Source organism: Bradyrhizobium sp. HKCCYLS2038 (assembly GCF_051167655.1).
In the GTDB taxonomy this organism is placed as follows: domain Bacteria; phylum Pseudomonadota; class Alphaproteobacteria; order Rhizobiales; family Xanthobacteraceae; genus Bradyrhizobium.
The window spans coordinates 148,297-165,816 of the sequence record NZ_JBNPTM010000011.1; the positions used below are offsets into that span (position 1 = coordinate 148,297).

Genomic DNA, 17,520 nt, shown 5'->3' on the forward strand with positions numbered 1-17,520 from the left:
CTCTCTGCCGACCCGCTGCGGCGGGTCGTTCACGACACGACGATCCCCCATTGCTTGACACCCGCGGTCCGACGCAGCAAGCCCACCTCCCTATCCTCAGCTATGCCATGCGGCTGCCAGCGCCGCCTGCAAGGTGGAGTCGGCCGGCAGCTGGGCCGTACTCATCGGATCGAAGCCGGCATGATTCGTCGAGTAGGTGGCCATCGCCTGCACCAGCTGCGCGACCTGGCTGTCGAGCTTGAGCCCTCCGGCCGTGATCTCCTGCAGCTTGTTGCCGTTGGAGGCGAACCAGCCGTCGATGGTCACCTGATTGGTGGTTCCCATCACGTCGATCACCAGGTTGTTGCCGGACTGCAGGAACCACAGCTGAGCGTTGCCGATCCCGGCTCCGAAATCCAGCTCGTTCGAGGCGCTGGCATTGGCGGCGCCCCCGTTCACGATCGTGGCACGGGTCGCGTTGGCGCCGAACTTGTAGAAGCCGCCCGAGCCGCTGTCGATCAGCGTATCGGTCCCGCTGCCCGCGATCAGCGTGTCATTGCTGCCGCTGGCGATCAGGGTGTCGGTCCCGCTGCCGGCGGTCAGCGTCGCGTTGCTGCCCGCCATCACCACATGGATGTCGGTCAGCGTGTCGGTCCCGCCATAGCCGTTCTGCGCTGTCCCGGTGGCGAGGTTCACCACCGCCACCCCGGTCCCCAGTGCGTAGTCTGCGATCGCGACGCCGCCGAGATTGCTGCCGTAGAGCCGGTTGTTGCCGCCCGCCGCGATCAGGGTCGTGGTTCCGGCGCCGCCAATCAGCACGTCGTTGCCGGTGCTGCCGATCAGGGTGCCGCCGCCAGCGCCGGCATTCAGCCAGTTCGCTGCCGCCGTGCCGAGCAGCGTGTTGCTGCCCGTCGTCCCGCTCTGGAACGCCATCCCGGCCACGCTGATCGTGGTCCCGTCCGCGAAGCTGAAGGTCTGGATCTGATCCAGCGGATCGAACCAGTTCATCATCGTCATCTTGTCGGTCAGCTGGCTGAACGTCGCCGTCGGGCTCGCCGTGTTGTCGAGCGCGATCACCAGGTTGGTACCCGACGCCTGACCCAGCACGTCCGCCACCTTGATGCCGGACTTGAACGTCAGCGTGTCGGCACCGCCGGCGACGTGGGTCGTCACCGTCGTGGTCGAAGTGGTCGGGGTCGCCGTCACGCTGGTCGAGGTCACGTAGTACACCGACGACGTCTGGCCTACGGCGTAGCTGGACGTGACGCCCCCCTTGGCGGTCGTGCCGTATACAATATAGGTGTAATTGTAGTACGTCATCGACGGCGTTACCGTCGTCTTGGTCGTGTACACCGTCGAGGTGGTCGTCACCGTCGAGACCTGCTCGATGTGGTCGAACAGCGTCTCGAAGCCGTAGCCGCGGCCGAACACGAACGTCGTGTTGCCCTTTCCTGCGATCAGCGTGTCGCCGCCGCCAAAGCCGTCCAGCGTGTCGGTCGTGCTGTCGCCGGTCAGCGTGTCGGCATAGGCCGAGCCGATCAGATTGTGAATGCCGGTCAGCACATCGGAACCGCCGAAGCCGTTCTGCGAGGCCGTTCCCGCCGCCAGGTTTGCGACGACCTTCGCCGTGGCCGCCGTATACGAGGCCGTTGCTCCGCCAGCCCCCGCGATCAGCGTGTTGCTGCCGGCGCCTCCGATCAACGTCGTCAGGCTCGCGCCACCCGTCAGGGTGTCGTTGTAGACCGAGCCGACCAGAACCGAGATGCCGCTCAGCACGCTGCCCTGCGCACTGCCGCCGGTTCCGGCGCCGGTGGTCAGATTGACGGCGATCGCCGCGGTCGAGGCCGCAAAGTTGGCCGTCACGCCGCCACCGCTGCCGATCAGCGTGTTGCCGGCGGCGGCATAGATGACCGCGGTCCCGTTGCTGGCAACGAGCGTGTTTCCGCTGCTGGTCGCGATCAGGGTGTTGGCGCCGCTGTCGGACTTCAGCACATTGCCGCTGCCGCTCACCGTGAGGGTATTGCCGTTGCCGGAGGTGACCTCCAGCATCATGCTGCTCGAGCCGATCAGCGTGTCGTTGCTGCCGGCCACCTGCAGCTGGCTAATGCCGGTCAGGGTGTCATAGCTACTCGATCCGCTCAGCTTTGCCGTGCCGGCTGCGAGGTTCACCGCAAAGTTGTTGCCGGCATACAGCGCCACCGCCTCGGTCGTCTGAGCGATCAGGGTATTGCCGATGCCGCTACCGACCAGCGTGTTGACGCCGCTATACGATCGCAGCACGTTGCCGCTACCGGTTGCGAGCAGCGTATTGCCGTTGCCATACACGTTCAGCACTTGACCGCTCGATGCGATCAGCGTGTCGTTGCTGCCGTTCACTATTCCCCAGTTGATCCCAATCAGCGTGTCGTAGCTGCTCGATCCCGCCAACTGCGCTCGGCCGGTCGACAGGTTCATCACCAGATTGCTGGCGTCGTAGCTCGCGACCGCCGTACCGCTGCCGGCGACGAGATTGTTGCCGCCGGCGTTTCCGATCAGCGTCGTCGTGCCCGTGCCGCCGAGCAGCGTGTCGTTCGTGCCCGCCGCGATCAGCGTCATGTTGCCGGCGCCGCCGAGCAGCGTCTCGTTGCTGCCCGAGGCCACCGCTTTCATGATCCCGATCAGCGTATCGTAGCTCGCCGAGCCATTCATCTGCGCGCGGCCGTTCGCGAGGTCCACCGTCACATTCGACGCGCCATATTGCGCGAAAGCGAGGGCGGCGCCCATCAAGGTATTGCCTGCGCCGCTGCTGATCAGCGTCGTCTTGCTCGTGCGGGTGGAACCGGCGACCAGAGTATCGTTGGCGCCGAGCCCGATCAGAACGTCGCTGCCGGTGCCGCCCAGCAGCGTGTCGCTGCTGCCGGTTGCGATCAGCGTGTTGGTGCCGGCATCCGACTTCAGCACGCTGCCGCTGCCGCTCGCCGTCAGGACGTTGCCCGCCCCGCCGGTCGCCTCCAGCCACGCATTGTTGCTCGCGGCCAGCAGCTTGCTGCTGCTGCCATTGGCGAACAGCTGCGTCGTGCCGGTGCCGCCGATCAGCGTGTCGCTGTTGCCTACAGCGATCAGCGTATCACTGCCGCTGCCGCCAATCAGCGTCGCATTGCTGCCGACCATCGCCACGTGGATGTCGGTGAGCGCGTCGGTTCCGCCATAGCCGTTCTGCGCCGTTCCGGTGGCAAGGTTCACCACCGCCACACCGCTTGCCAGCGCATAGTCGGCGATCGCGACACCACCCAGACTGCTGCCGTACAGCCGGTTGTTGCCGCCCGCCGCGATCAGGGTCGTCGTTCCCGCGCCGCCAATCAGCACGTCGTTGCCGGTGCTGCCGATCAGGGTGCCGCCGCCAGCGCCGGCATTGAGCCAGTTCGCTGCCGCCGTGCCCACCAGCGTGTTGCTGCCCGTCGTGCCGCTCTGGAACGCCATGCCGGCCACGCTGATGGTGGTGCCGTCCGCGAAGCTGAAGGTCTGGATCTGATCCAGCGGATCGAACCAGTTCATCATCGTCATCTTGTCGGTCAGCTGGCTGAACGTCGCTGCCGGGGTCGCGGCATTCGCGAGCGCGATCACCAGATTGGTGCCCGACGCCTGGCCCAGAACGTCCGCCACCTTGATGCCCGACTTGAACGACAGCGTGTCGGCGCCGCCGGCCAGATGCGTCGTCACCGTCGTGGTCGAGCTCGTCGGCGTCGCCGTCACGCTGGTGGAGGTCACGTAGTACACCGACGACGTCGTGCCTATGGCGTAGCTGGACGTGCTGCCGCCCTTAGCCGTCGAACCGTACACAATATAGGTGTAGTTGTAGTACGTCATCGACGCGGCAACCGACGTGCTGGTCGTGTACACCGTCGACGTCGTCGTCACCGTCGAGACCTGCTCGATGTGGTCGAACAGCGTCTCGAAGCCGTAGCCGCGGCCGAACACGAAGGTCGTGTTGCCCCGCCCGGCGATCAGCGTGTCACCACCGCCATTGCCGTCCAGCGTGTCGGTCGCGCTGTCGCCGGTCAGCGTATCGGCATAGGCCGAGCCGATGACGTTGTGGATGCCGACCAGCGTGTCGGTGCCGCCATAGCCGTTCTGTGCGGTTCCGGTGGCGAGGTTCGCCACCACCTTCGCCGGCGCAGCCGCGTACGAGGCCGTCGCACCGCTGCCAGCTGCGATCAGCGTGTTGTTGCCGCCTGCGCCGACCAGGACGGCGTTGCTGCCGGTGGCCGACAGGATGTCGTTGCCGGCACCGCCGATCAGCGTATCGTTGTTACCCGCAAGCACCACCTGGCTGATCCCGACCAGCGTGTCATAGCCGCTGGATCCGTTCAGCTGCGCCGTACCCGCTGCAAGATTGACCGTCACATTGCTGGCCGCATACAGCGCCACCGCCTGGGCCGTTCCGCCGATCAGCGTGCTTCCGGTGCCGGTGCCGACCAGCGTGTTGATCCCGCTGTCGGACTTCAGCACGTTGCCGCTGCCGCTGGCGATCAGGGTATTGCCGCTGCCCGACACCACCTCGAGCAGTTCGCCGCTCGCCCCGATCAGCGTATCGTTGCTGCCGGACAGCAGCAGCGTGCTGATCCCGAGCAGCGTGTCGTAGCTGCTCGATCCTGCCGCCTGCACCCGGCCGGTCGACAGGTTCACCACCAGATTGCTGCCGCTGTAGCTCGCGACCGCCGTGCCGCTGCCGGCCATCAGCGTGTTGCCGCCGGCATTGCCCACCAGCGTCGTTGCGCCCGCACCGCCGATCAGCGTGTCGTTCGTGCCCGCCGCGATCAGCGTCGTCGTGCCGGTGCCGCCGAGCAGCGTCTCGTTGCTGCCCGAGGCCACCGCGCTGGTGATCCCCACCAGAGTGTCGTAGCTCGCCGCGCCGTTGACCTGTGCCCGCCCGGTCGCCAGGTTCACGGTCACGTTCGCCGCATTGTACTGCGCGATCGCCCCCCCGTCGCCCGCCATCAGCGTGCTGCCGGCGCCGCCACCGACCAGGGTCGCCTTGCCGGTGCCACCGATCAGCGTGTCGTTGACGCCGAGCCCGATCAGGACGTCGCTGCCGGTGCCGCCCAGCAGCGTGTCGCTGCTGCCGGTCGCGATCAGCGTATTGGTGCCGGCATCCGACTTCAGCACGCTGCCGCTGCCGCTCGCCGTGAGGACGTTGCCCGCCCCGCCGGTCGCCTCCAGCCACGCATTGTTGCTCGCGGCCAGCAGCGTGCTGCTGCTGCCATTGGCGAGCAGCCGCGCCGCGCCCGAGCCGCCGATCAGCGTGTCGCTGTTGCCGGTGGCGATCAGCGTATCGCTGCCGCTGCCGCCGACGAGAGTCGCATTGCTGCCGACCATCACGACGTGGATGTCGGTCAGCGTGTCGGTGCCGCCGTAGCCGTTCTGCGCCGTTCCGGTGGCAAGATTGATCTTCGCCACGCCACTCGCCAGCGCATAGTCGGCGACCGCGACGCCGCCCAGACTGCTGCCGTACAGCCGGTTGTTGCCGCCGGCCGCAATCAGCGTCGTCGTTCCCGCACCGCCAATCAACACGTCGTTGCCGGTGCTGCCGATCAGTGTGCCGCCGCCAGCGCCGGCATTGAGCCAGTTCGCTGCCGCCGTGCCGACCAGCGTGTTGCTGCCCGTCGTCCCGCTCTGGAATGCCATGCCGGCGACGCTGATCGTGGTGCCGTCGGCGAAGCTGAAGGTCTGGATCTGATCCAGCGGATCGAACCAGTTCATCATCGTCATCTTGTCGTTCAGCTGGCTGAACGTCGCCGTCGGGCTTGCCGCATTGGCGAGCCCGACCACCAGATTGGTGCCCGACGCCTGGCCCAGCACGTCCGCCACCTTGATGCCAGACTTGAACGACAGCGTGTCGGCGCCGCCGGCCAGATGCGTCGTCACCGTCGTGGTCGAGGTCGTCGGCGTCGCCGTCACGCTGGTGGAGGTCACGTAGTACACCGACGACGTCGTGCCGATGGCGTAGCTGGACGTGCTGCCGCCCTTGGCCGTCGAACCGTACACAATATAGGTGTAGTTGTAGTACGTCATCGACGCGGCGACCGACGTGCTGGTCGTGTACACCGTCGACGTCGTCGTCACGGTCGAGACCTGCTCGGTGTGGTCGAACAGTGTCTCGAAGCCGTAGCCGCGGCCGAACACGAAGGTCGTGTTGCCACGTCCCGCGATCAGCGTATCGCCGCCGCCATTGCCGTCCAGCGTGTCGGTGTTGCCCTGCGCAGAAAGCGTGTCGGCGCCGGCCTGACCGATCAGCGTCGCGTTGTTGCCGGTCACGGCCGCACGTGCGGTGCCGACGACCGTATCGGCAACGCTCGATCCGTTGACACGCACCGTCCCGGCCGCGAGGTTCATCGCGACGTTGTCGAGGGCACTGATCAAGGTCGTCTGGCCGGCGCCGATCTGGAGGACATCGCCAACCGCGTTGGCGATCAGCGTCGTCGTTCCGGTGCCGCCGATCAGCGTGTTGCCGGTCCCCAGTCCGATGAGAACGTCCGCGCCGCTGCCCGCGAGCAGGGTGTCGCCGCTGCCTTGGGCGATCAGCGTGTTGGCACCGCTGGCCGATCGCAGCACGTCGTGGACGCCGGTCGCGATCAAGGTGTTGCCGGTGCCGGAGGCGACCTCGACGCGCGCGTTGTCGATCCCGATCAATTTGTTGTTGTTGCCGGACGCCAGCAGCGTGGTGGTCCCGGACCCGCCGATCAGCGTATCGTTGCTGCCGACCGCGATCAGCGTGTCGACACCGGCGCCGCCGGTCAGCGTCGCATTGCTGCCGACCATCGCCACGTGGATGTCGGTCAGCGTGTCCGTGCCGCCATAGCCGTTCTGCGCCGTCCCGGTGGCGAGGTTCACCACCGCCGCGCCGCTTGCCAGCGCATAGTCCACGATCGCGGTGCCGCCGAGATTGCTGCCATAGAGCCGGTTGTTGCCGCCGGCCGCAATCAGCGTCGTCGTTCCGGCGCCGCCGATCAGGACGTCGTTGCCGCTGCCGCCGATCAAGGTGCCGCCGCCGGCTCCGGCATGGAGCCAGTTGGCCGCTGCCGCGCCGACCAGCGTGTTGCTGCCCGTTGTCCCGCTCTGGAACGCCATGCCGGCGACGTTGATCGTGGTGCCGTCGGCGAAGCTGAAGGTCTGGATCTGGTCGAGCGGATCGAACCAGTTGACCATGGTCATCTTGTCTGCCAGTTGGCTGAACGTCGCCGCCGGGGTCGCCGTGTTGTCCAGCGCGACCACGAGATTGGCGCCTGACGCCTGGCCGAGCACGTCCGCCACCTTGATGCCGGCCTTGAACGACAGCGTGTCCGCCCCCCCCGCCCGATGCGACGTCACCGTCGACGTCACGCCGACCGCGCTCGATGTGACATAGGCCGTTTTGTACAGGAAGATCGAACTCGACGTCACGTCGTAGGAGCCGGCGTTGCCGCCCTTGGCGGTCGAACCATAGACGGTCGTGACCTGGTAGGTCGTGGTCACGCGCAACGACTGGGAGGTTGTATACACCATCGAGGTCGTCGTGACCGTCGATACCTCCTCGATGTCGTCGAAGATGGTCTCGAAGCCGTAACCGCGCCCGAACACGAAGGTCGTATCGCCCCGCCCCGCGATCAGCGTGTCGCCGCCGCCATTGCCGTCGAGCGTATCGGTCGCGCTGTCGCCGGTCAGCGTATCGGCATAGGCCGAGCCGGTCACATTGTGGATGCCGATCAGCGTATCAATGCCGCCATAGCCGTTCTGCGAGGTCCCGATGGCGAGGTTCGCCACCACCTTCGCCGGAGCAGCCGCATACGAAGCCGTCGCACCGCTGCCTGCCCCGATCAGCGTGTTGTTGCCGCCGGCACCCACCAGCACATTGTTGCTGCCGGCGACCGAGAGCGTGTCGTTGCCGGCGCCGCCAAGCAGCGTGTCGTTGCTGCCCGCCAGCACGATCTGGCTGATCCCGACCAGCGTGTCAGCGCCGCTCGCCCCGTTCAGCTGGGCGGTACCCGTCGCAAAATTCACAGTGATGTTGCTGGCCGCATACAGCGCCACCGCCTCGGCCGTTCCACCGATCAGCGTGTTGCCGGTGCCATTGCCGATCAGCGTGTTGATCCCGCTGTCCGACTTGAGGACATTGCCTTTGCCACTGGCGATCAGCGTATTGCCGCTGCCGGAGATGATCTCGAGCAGTTCGCCACTGGCTCCGATCAGCGTGTCATTGCTGCCGGACAGCAGCAGTGTGCTGATCCCGATCAGGGTGTCGTAGCTGCTCGATCCCGCAGCCTGCACCCGGCCGGTCGACAGGTTCACCACCAGGTTGCTGCCGCTGTAGCTGGCGACCGCCGTGCCGCTGCCGGCCATGAGCGTGTTCCCGGTCGCATTGCCCACCAGCGTCGTTGCGCCGGTGCCGCCGACCAGCGTGTCGTTCGTGCCTGCCGCGATCAGCGTCGTGGTCCCGGTGCCGCCCAGCAGCGTCTCGTTGCTGCCCGCCGCCACCGCGCTCGTGACCCCGATCAGCGTGTCGTAGCTGGCCGATCCGTTCACCTGCGCCCGTCCGGTCGCCAGATTCACCGTCAGGTTCGCGGCGCCATACTGCGCGACCGCCGCGCCACCGCTTGCCGCCAGCGTGTTGCCTGACGCATTGCCGACGAGTGTCGCAGTTCCGCCTTCGCCGATCAGCGTGTCGTTCGATCCCGACGAGATCAGCGTGTTCGTCCCCGCCTCCGACTTCAGCACGCTGCCGCTGCCGGTGGCGATCAAAACGTTGCCGGTGCCTCCGGTCGCCTCGAGCAACACGTTGCTCGACCCGACAAGCGTATCGTTGAGGCCCGAAATCTGAGCATGCGAGATTCCGATCAGCGTATCATTGTCGGACGATGCATTCGCACGCGCATGCCCCGCCGTCAGATCGACCAGAACGTGGCTGCCGCCATAGCTGGCAATTGCGTCCCCGGAGCCAGCCAGAAGCGTATTGCCACCCGCGTTGCTGATCAGTGTGGTCGTGCCGGTGCCGCCGATCAACGTGTCGTTACGACCAACCGCAGACAGCGTCTCGACGCCGGCACCGCCGATCAGCGTCGCCTGATTCCCGGTCACCACGACATCATCGATGCCTATCAGCGCATCGTATACGCTCGATCCGCCGACGTGGGCCGATCCGCTCGACAGGTCGACGGTGACACCTGTTCCGACATAGGCCGCGACGGCGGCTCCGGCGCCTGCTTCCAGCGTATTGCCATTGGCGTTGCTGATGAGCGTCGTCGCACCGCTGCCCCCGATCAGCGTGTTGTGGCTTCCGGTCGAGCTCAGCGTGCTCTGGCCGCTGCCGCCGATCAGGACGTCTGCCGTTCCGGATGCGACCACATCGACGATACCGATCAGCGTGTCGAAAGCGCTGGAACCGTCAATCTGCGCCCTGCCCTTGGCGAGATCGACGATGACGTCGTCTCCAGCATAGCTGGCGACCGCGAGGCCGGTCCCGGCCTGCAGCGTGTGGGCGCCAGCATTGGAGACGAGGGTCGTCGTCCCCGTGCCTCCGATCAGAAGATCATGGCTGCCGGCAGCGATCAGCGTGTCGGTGCCGGATCCGCCGATGATGGCGGCATTGCTGCCGACCATCACGGCGTGGATGTCGGTCAGTGTGTCGGTGCCGCCGTAGCCGTCCTCCGCCGTTCCCGTCGCGAGGTTGACGATGGCCTGGCCTGGCGCTGCGCGATAGTCCGCAACGGTCTGGCCCTTGCCGCCATACAGACGGTCATTGCCGCTGGCGCCGACCAGCGTGGTCGTCCCGGCGCCGCCGATCAGCACGTCGCTGCCGCTGCCGCCGATCAGGGTGCCGCCGCCGGCACCGGCATTCAGCCAATTCGCCGCCGCCGTTTCCACCAGCGTGTTGTTGCCGGCGCCGCCGCTCTGGAATGCCATGCCCGCGACACGGATACTGGTCCCGTCGGCGAAGCTGAAGGTCTGGACCTGGTCCAACGGGTCGAACCAGTTGACCATGGTCATCTTGTCGGTCAGCTGGCTGAACGTCGCCGCCGGATTGGGCGCGCTGGCAAGCGCAATCACCAGATCGCTGCCGGCCGCCTGGCCGAGCACGTCCGCCACGGCGATGCCGGTCTTGAACGAGAGCGTGTCCGCGCCGCCCGCGACATGCGTCGTCACGGTCGACACATTGGTGACCGTTGCCATATAGAGCGAGCTGGTTGTTCTGGTCTCCTCTCCGCTGACGACACCTCCCTTGCCGGTGGTGCCGTAAACCGTAACGGTATACGTGTAGGTCGTGGTCGCCTGCACCACCGAGGTGCTCGACACGTTCGAGACCTGGTCGACGTGATCGATGATGGTCTCGAAACCGTAGCCGCGGCCGAACACATAAGTGTTGCTGCCGGCCCCCGCGATCAGCGTGTCGCCGCCGCCATTGCCGTCCAGCGTATCGGTCGCGCTGTCGCCGGTCAGCGTATCGGCAAAGGCGGTGCCGATCACGCTGTGGAGGCCGACCAGCGTGTCGGTCCCGCCATAACCGTTCTGCGCCGTCCCGGTGGCGAGATTGACGACCACCTTCCCCGGTGCATTCGCATAAACCGCGATGGCGCCGTCCGAGCCGGCAATGAGCGTATCATTGCCGCCGCCGCCGATCAGCGTGTCGTAGCCCGGCCCTCCCTTGATGATGTTGTTGAGGCTGTTGCCGACGAGGATCTGCGGGGTCTCGGCGGTGCCGGTGAGGTTTTCGAGATTGCCTCCAAGGACGAAAGTGGCGAGCGAGGTGACGACAGAATCTGTTCCCGCCCCCGGGTCCTCGATGATGATGTTGCTCGCATCGTTGACGATGTAGGTGTCGTTGCCGGTCCCGCCGACCAGCGTATCGACCCCCGTGCCGCCGGCCAGGGTGTCATCGCCGGCTCCGCCGAACAGCTTGTCGTTGCCGGCGCCGGCGACCAGGATGTCGACGCCGCTGCCGCCATAGAGCACATCATTGCCGGCGCCGCCCTGGATGTAGTTCCAGCCGTTGCCGGCGACGATCACGCTGCCGGCCGCGCCGCCGACCAGGATTTCATTGCCGGCGGCGCCGGCTCCGTTGAAAGAATTCGCGACGTCATCGCGGCCGAACCACACCATGTTGCCGGGCGACGCCGTGACCCGCCAGACGCCGGACACCATGCTGGCCGACGCCGCGCCGCCGAAGCCGCCGGCCACCAGTCCGTCATCGAACACGAACTGGATGGTCTTGCCGTTGGCATCGTCGACTTCGGTGGTCTGATCACCGAAGCCCATCACGGCGCCGGGGATGTCGACGCCGTTCGCCACCCGGATCGAGATCGTGACGCTGCCATCGCTGTTGCGCTTCACCGACAGGCCCGACGCATCGAAGTTCAATCCGGCCTTCCTGACCGAATCGAGGAAGCCCGGCAGGCCGCCGAGGAAGTCGCTGACGCCATATTCGTTCAGGCCGAGCTCCATGGCCCGGAGGAACGTGGCAGCCCAGCCTTCGGCAAAGGCCGAGGTCGGGTTGAGCTCGATCAGCGCGTTGATCACCTCGCGATTGTTGAGGTAGCGCTCGTAGTCCGCTGCAATCTGCAGATCGCCGACCAACTGGGTGACGCTCGAATATTGCGAATGCTGGTGCGCGCGCTTCACCAGAAGGTCGCCGCCGATCACCTCGGTGTTGTGCAGGATCTTGCTGGATGCGTAGGTGATGGCCGCGTCGGCCTTGGTGAAGTAATTATAGTCCCAGCCGCCGCCATTCCACGTGGCGGCGACGTAGGGAATATCAGGCGAATCGGTCTGGTAGCCGACCATGCTGCGCTGGCCGTGATCGATCGCAAGTCCATTGACCACGCTGAGATAGGCGTTGAGGGTGCCGGTCAGCGCATCGGCCATCTGGTTGGAGATCGACTGATCGCCGCCGTCGGAATTGGAGACGAACCAGCTGCCCCTGCTGAAGCTGGTGGAGCCCACCTCGACGAACGTCATGGCACCGGGGTGCGGATTGTCGCCTAACAGGTCGCCGAGGAACGTGCCCAGCAAAGTGCCCAGGAAGGCTCCGATGCCCGGCAGGATGAAGGTCATCGCCAGGCCCATGAGAAAGCCGGCGGAGGTTCCGATCGACGTGGCGATCAGGCTGCCGACAATGCTGCCGATCGAGCCGAGCAGTTGGCCGCCAATCGCACCGATCTGGGTCTGCGCCGGCAGAATGGTGTTGGCAAGGATCGAGCCGATCGTCCCGCCAACAGCGCCGACCGCACTCCCGAGGGCGTTGGCGAAGTTCAAGTTGCTGATGGCCGTGGCCCAGCCGGCCGCTCCAGCGTTGTGCACGATCTGATTGACGACGCTGCCGACAAATCCGCCGACGGCGGAATTGAAAAGCTGGGCGCCATAACCGTGCAGGCCGAGAGACGTGCCGATTTCGGCGATCAAGAGCGAACTCGCCGCACCGGCCGCGGAACCGGCCAGATCGAGCCCAAAGCCTTTGAATCCGTCGGTGAACGATTGGCCCAGATCGACAAAATCGGTCTTGAGACCCAGATAGAGCGACTTGACAAGATCCGAGGTAATCGTGCCGACCACGGTATTGATTGCGATGGTCGCGAACTGATTGCCGCCGGCCAGCGCCGCGCCCAGCGACGAGCCGAACGCCGCGCCCAGCGTGTTGCTGGTCGGCGAAGCGATCTGTCCGCCGGCCGCAACCAGCTTGTCGTTCATGCCGACGAAGTTAACGGTCGCGCCGGAGCCGTACACGACGACGTCGTCGTTGCCGATGATGGTGACCGATGCGCCGCTGGCGACGGTGATGAAGGCGCCGTTGACCGTGATCTTGTCGTTGGTGCCGTCGACGTAGATGTTCTTGTTGCCGTCCGCCAGTTTCACCGTGTTGCCGTTGCCGATGACGGCGGTCTCGGTGTTGGTGCCCTGGACGATGTCGGTATATTGCGAGGCGCCATTCGCGCTGGTGTAGGTCGTCGCGGTCTGCTTGAGCGAGTGGGCGGCGTCGGTCTTGTAGGTCTGCAGCGTCGAGACCACGCTGCCGTCAATCTTGGTGGTCTCGGTCAGAACGCTGTCGTAGAAGTTTGAATTGGTGCTGTCGGTCAGGACCGTCCGGGTCAGCCCGTCGGCACTGACCGTCGTGACGACCCGGTCCCTCGGCGATCCGTCGGCATTCCGATGCGATCCGGTCGCCGTCGTCGACCCGTCGGCGTTCTTGATCGTGGTCTCGACGTAGTCATAAACGTCGGTGCCCGACGACGACGTCTTGACGGTCTTGACCAGGCCGTCGGCGCTGACGCTCGTGACCGACTTGTCGGTCGGCGTACCGTCGGCCTTCAGATGCTTGGTGATCGTGACGGTGCTGCCGTCGGCGTTGGTGGTCGTGACTTCCGAATAGTCGGTGAAGTTCTTACCGGTCTTGTCCTCGAGCAGGGTCTTGGTGCGGCCGTCGGCGCTGGTGGTCAGAACGCCCTTCTGCCGCAACGTACCGTCGCTGTTGATGTCGACGATGGTCTCGGTCCGGCTGCGGTCGGCATTGACGACGGTGATGTCGGAGCGGGTGCGATCGAACGTCCCGTTGCCATCCAGATCCCAGCGCGTGACCGAGCGCAGCCCGTCGAAGCTCGTCGTGGTCCGGGCGCTGTCGTGCAGGACGCCAGCCTCGTAGTCATCGACCAGCGACACGGTGCTGCCGTCGACCCGCTTGACCGTCGTGACCCTCTGGTCGACGTTGCCGTCGCCGTCGCGGTCGCGCGTGACCACCGTGGTATGGCCGTCGCCGCTGACCTTGGTGACCGTCCTGTCCTTGATCGTCGTCCCGTCGGTCTTGAAGTCGGTGACCGTCTTCTCGGTGCTGCCATCGGCGTTGGTGATGGTGACGACCGTCTGCTTCTCGTCGAACGTGCTGTCGCCATTGACGTCGCGGGCGATGGTCACCGTCCGGCCGTCGGCGCTGGTCGTCACCACCGACGTCGACTGGGGGCTGCCGGTCGCGGTCGTCGTGGTGATCGTCTCCGTCGTGCTTCCGTCGGCATTGAGAACGGTGACGTCGGTGCGCCGCTGCGGCGTGCCGCCGGCGGTCGGATCGAACTGCTGCGTGACGCTGCGGCCGTCGGCACTGGTGGTGGTGACGGTGCGGGATTTCAGCCCGCCGTCGGCCTTGAAGTCGCTGACGGTCTCGGTGCGGCTGCCATCCGCATTGAGGACCGTGACGTCCGTCCGGCTGGCATCGGTGACGTTGTCGCCATTGAGATCGAAGGTGGAGCTGGTGGCGAGGCCATTGGCGCTGGTGGTGGTGACCGTCCGGTCCTGCAGAACCCCGTCGGCATCGAAGGTGCTGACGGTTTCGGTGCGGCTGCCATTGGCATTCAGCACGGTCACGTCGGTGCGCGAGCCGGTCGGGATTCCCAGCGACAGCCATTGCGTCGTTACCGAGAGGCCGTCGGCGCTGCGCCGGGTGATGACCCGGTCCTTGACGAAACCGCTGGCATTCAGATCGGAAGCCGTACGGACCGTGCTGCCATCGGCATTGGTAACGACGGTGACGATCTGATCGACGACGCCGTCGCCGTTGAGATCGATCTGGGACGTCTGCGTGCGCCCGTCGGCACTGACGGTGACGACGGTGCGGTCGCGCAGCTTTCCATAGGCGAGATAGTGAGAGAGCGTCTTGACGGTGCTGCCGTCGGCATTGAGGACGGTCTGCTCCACCTGCGAGAGGTTGAAGACATTGCTGCCGGTGGCGTCGTATTGCGTCGTCCTGGTCAGGCCGTCGGCGCTGGTCGTCACCACGGTCTGGTCGCGCAGCGTGCCGTCCGAATTGTGAGTCTGGATGGTCTCGACCCGGCTGCCATCGGCACGCAGCACGGTGACGTCGGTCGTGGTCTGGTCGACCGTGCCGTTGCCGTCGACATCGCGCCGGGTGGTGACCGATAGGCCGTTGGCGCTGGTCGTGGTGGTGATGCGATCCTTCAGCGCGCCATTGGCGCCAAAATCGGAGACGGTGGTGATGGTCTGGCCCGCGGCGTCGACGGTCTTCGACAGCGTCTGGTCGACTTTGCCATCGCCATCGAAGTCCCGCGTCGCGGTCACATCGCGACCGCCGACGCTCGTCGTCGTCACGGTCCTGTCGATCAGCGCGCCGCTGGCGGCGGAATCGGTGACCGTCTCGGTCGTGCTGCCGTCGGCGTTGAGCGTGGTGACGTCGGCGCGCGTGCGCTCGAACACGTTGTCGCCATTAGAATCCCAGCTCGTTGTCGTGCTGAGCCCGCTCGCGCTCGTGGTCGTGACCGTCCGGTCGCGCAGGCCGGCATTGGCATTGAACTCGCTGACCGTCTCGGTGCGGCTGCCATCGGCATTCAGGACGGTGACGTCGGTCCGCCTGAGGTCATCAGCGCCGTCGCCATTCAGATCGTAGGTCGTAGTCCGGCTGAGGCCGTTGGCGCTGACGGTCGTGACGGCGCGGTCGCGCAGCGTCCCGTCGCGGCTGAAATCGCGGACGGTTTCGGTCTTGCTCCCATCGGCGCCAAGCGTCGTGACATCGGTGCGCGTCTGATCGAATACGGCATTGCCGCTGGCGTCCACCGCACCGGTCGTATCGAGTTGGGTCGTGACCGCCAAGCCATTGGCACTCGTGTTGGTCACGGCGCGATCCAGCAGCACGCCATTGGCGGCATAGTCGGACACGGTCGTGGTGACGCTGCCGTCGCTGTTGACGACCCGGCGCTGCACGCGGTCGTTGACGCCATCACCTTGCGAATCGACGCTGATCGACGTGGTGCGCTGGTCCGCGCTGACCGTCGTCACCGTCTTCGCCTTGAGCGAGCCGTCGGCGTTGCGGTCGGTGATGGTCTCGATTCGGCTTCCGTCAGCGTTGAGAACGATGGCGTCGCTCTCGCTCAGGTCGAAATGCCCGGCGCCAAAGCGGTCCTGCTGCGTCGTCTTGCTCAGACCATTCGCGCTGGTCGTCACGACACTGCGGTCGAGCAGCGTCCCGTCGGCGGCCGTATCGGTGATGGTCTGGGTGCGGCTACCGTCTGCGTTCAGCACGACGACGACGGTCCGCGTCACGTCGAACGTACCCGAGCCGGTGAGATCCTGCCGGCTCGTCACCGTCAGGCCGTCGGCACTGGTGATCGTGACGGACTTGAACTTCAACGTGCCGTCGCTGTTATAGTCGGCGACCGTGACCGTCACGCTGCCATCGGCATTGACGACCCGGCTCTGCACCTCGTCGACATGACCGTCGCCCTGGGCGTCGATCTGGGTCGTCGTGGTCAGGCGGTCCGAGCTGACCGTCGTCACCGACCGCGCCCTCAGGCTGCCATCGGCATTGCGGTCGGTTACGGTCTCGTCCTTGCTGCCGTCCGCGTTCAGCACCGTGACGTCGGTCTCGGTGAGGTCGAACACGCCCGCGCCAATGCTGTCGCGCTGCGTCGTAACGGCAAGACCATTGCCGCTGGTGGTGACGACCGTGCGATCGCGCAGCGTCGCGTTGCCATTGAACTCGCTGACCGTCTCGGTGCGGCTGCCGTCCCCATTCAGGACCGTGACGTCGGTCCGCCTGAGGTCATCGGCGCCATCGCCGTTCAGGTCGTAGGTCGTCGTCCGGCTGAGGCCGTTGCTGCTGCTGCTGACGACGGTGCGGTCCCTCAGCGATCCATCGGCATTGAGGTCGCTGACCGTCTCGGTCCGGCTGCCGTCGGCGTTGAGAACCGCGACGTCGGTGCGCTTCTGGTCGAACACGGCGTTGCCGCTCGCGTCGATTGTGCCCGTCGTATCGAGTTGCGTCGTGACCGACAGCCCATTCGCACTCGTTGTGGTTACGGCGCGATCGAGAAGCACGCCATTGGCGGCATAATCGCTCACCGTCGTGGTCACGCTGCCATCGGCATTGACGACGCGGCGCTGCACTCTATCGTAGACGCCGTCGCCCTGCGAATCGGTGCTGACAATCGTCGTGCGATGGTCGGCACTGACGGTCGTCACCGTCCTCGCCTTCAGCGAGCCATCCGCGTTGCGATCCGAAATGGTTTCAACCTGACTGCCGTCAGAGTTGCGAACAATAACATCACTCTCGCTAAAGTTGAAACTTCCGGCGCCAAAAGAATCCTGCTGGGTTGTCTTGCTGAGCCCGTTCGCGCTGGTGGTCACGACGGTGCGGTCGATCAGCGCGCCATTGGCGCTGCGGTCGGTGATCGTCTCGGTGCTGCTGCCGTCGGCATTGAGCACCACCACGTCGGTCCGCACCTGGTCGAACACGCCCGTCCCGGTCGTGTCCTTCTGCGTCGTCACCGACAGCCCGTCGGCGCTCGTGGTCTTGACCGTCCGGCCCAGCACCGCGCCATTGGCGGCATAGTCGATCACCGTCGAGGTCACGCTGCCGTCGGCGTTGACCACCCGGCTCTTCACTTCGTCGAGGTGACCGTCGCCCTGCGCGTCGATCTGCGTCGTCGTGGTCCGCCGGTCGGCGCTGACCGTCGTCACCGTCTGGTCGCGCAGGCTGCCGTCCGCGTTGCGGTCGGTCACCGTCTCGGCCTTGCTGCCGTCGGCGTTCAGCACCGTGAC

The 17,520-nt window shown here is 66.0% G+C and carries 1 protein-coding gene; it reads right to left on the reverse strand.

Features of this window, described 5'->3' with window-relative positions; all coding sequences use genetic code 11:
• Nucleotides 1-96 precede the first annotated feature (96 nt).
• A complete protein-coding gene (locus ACQR1I_RS32845; RefSeq protein ID WP_434870573.1) occupies nucleotides 97-17,481 on the reverse strand; it encodes a beta strand repeat-containing protein in 17,385 nt (5,794 codons plus the stop codon).
• Nucleotides 17,482-17,520: the final 39 nt, after the last annotated feature.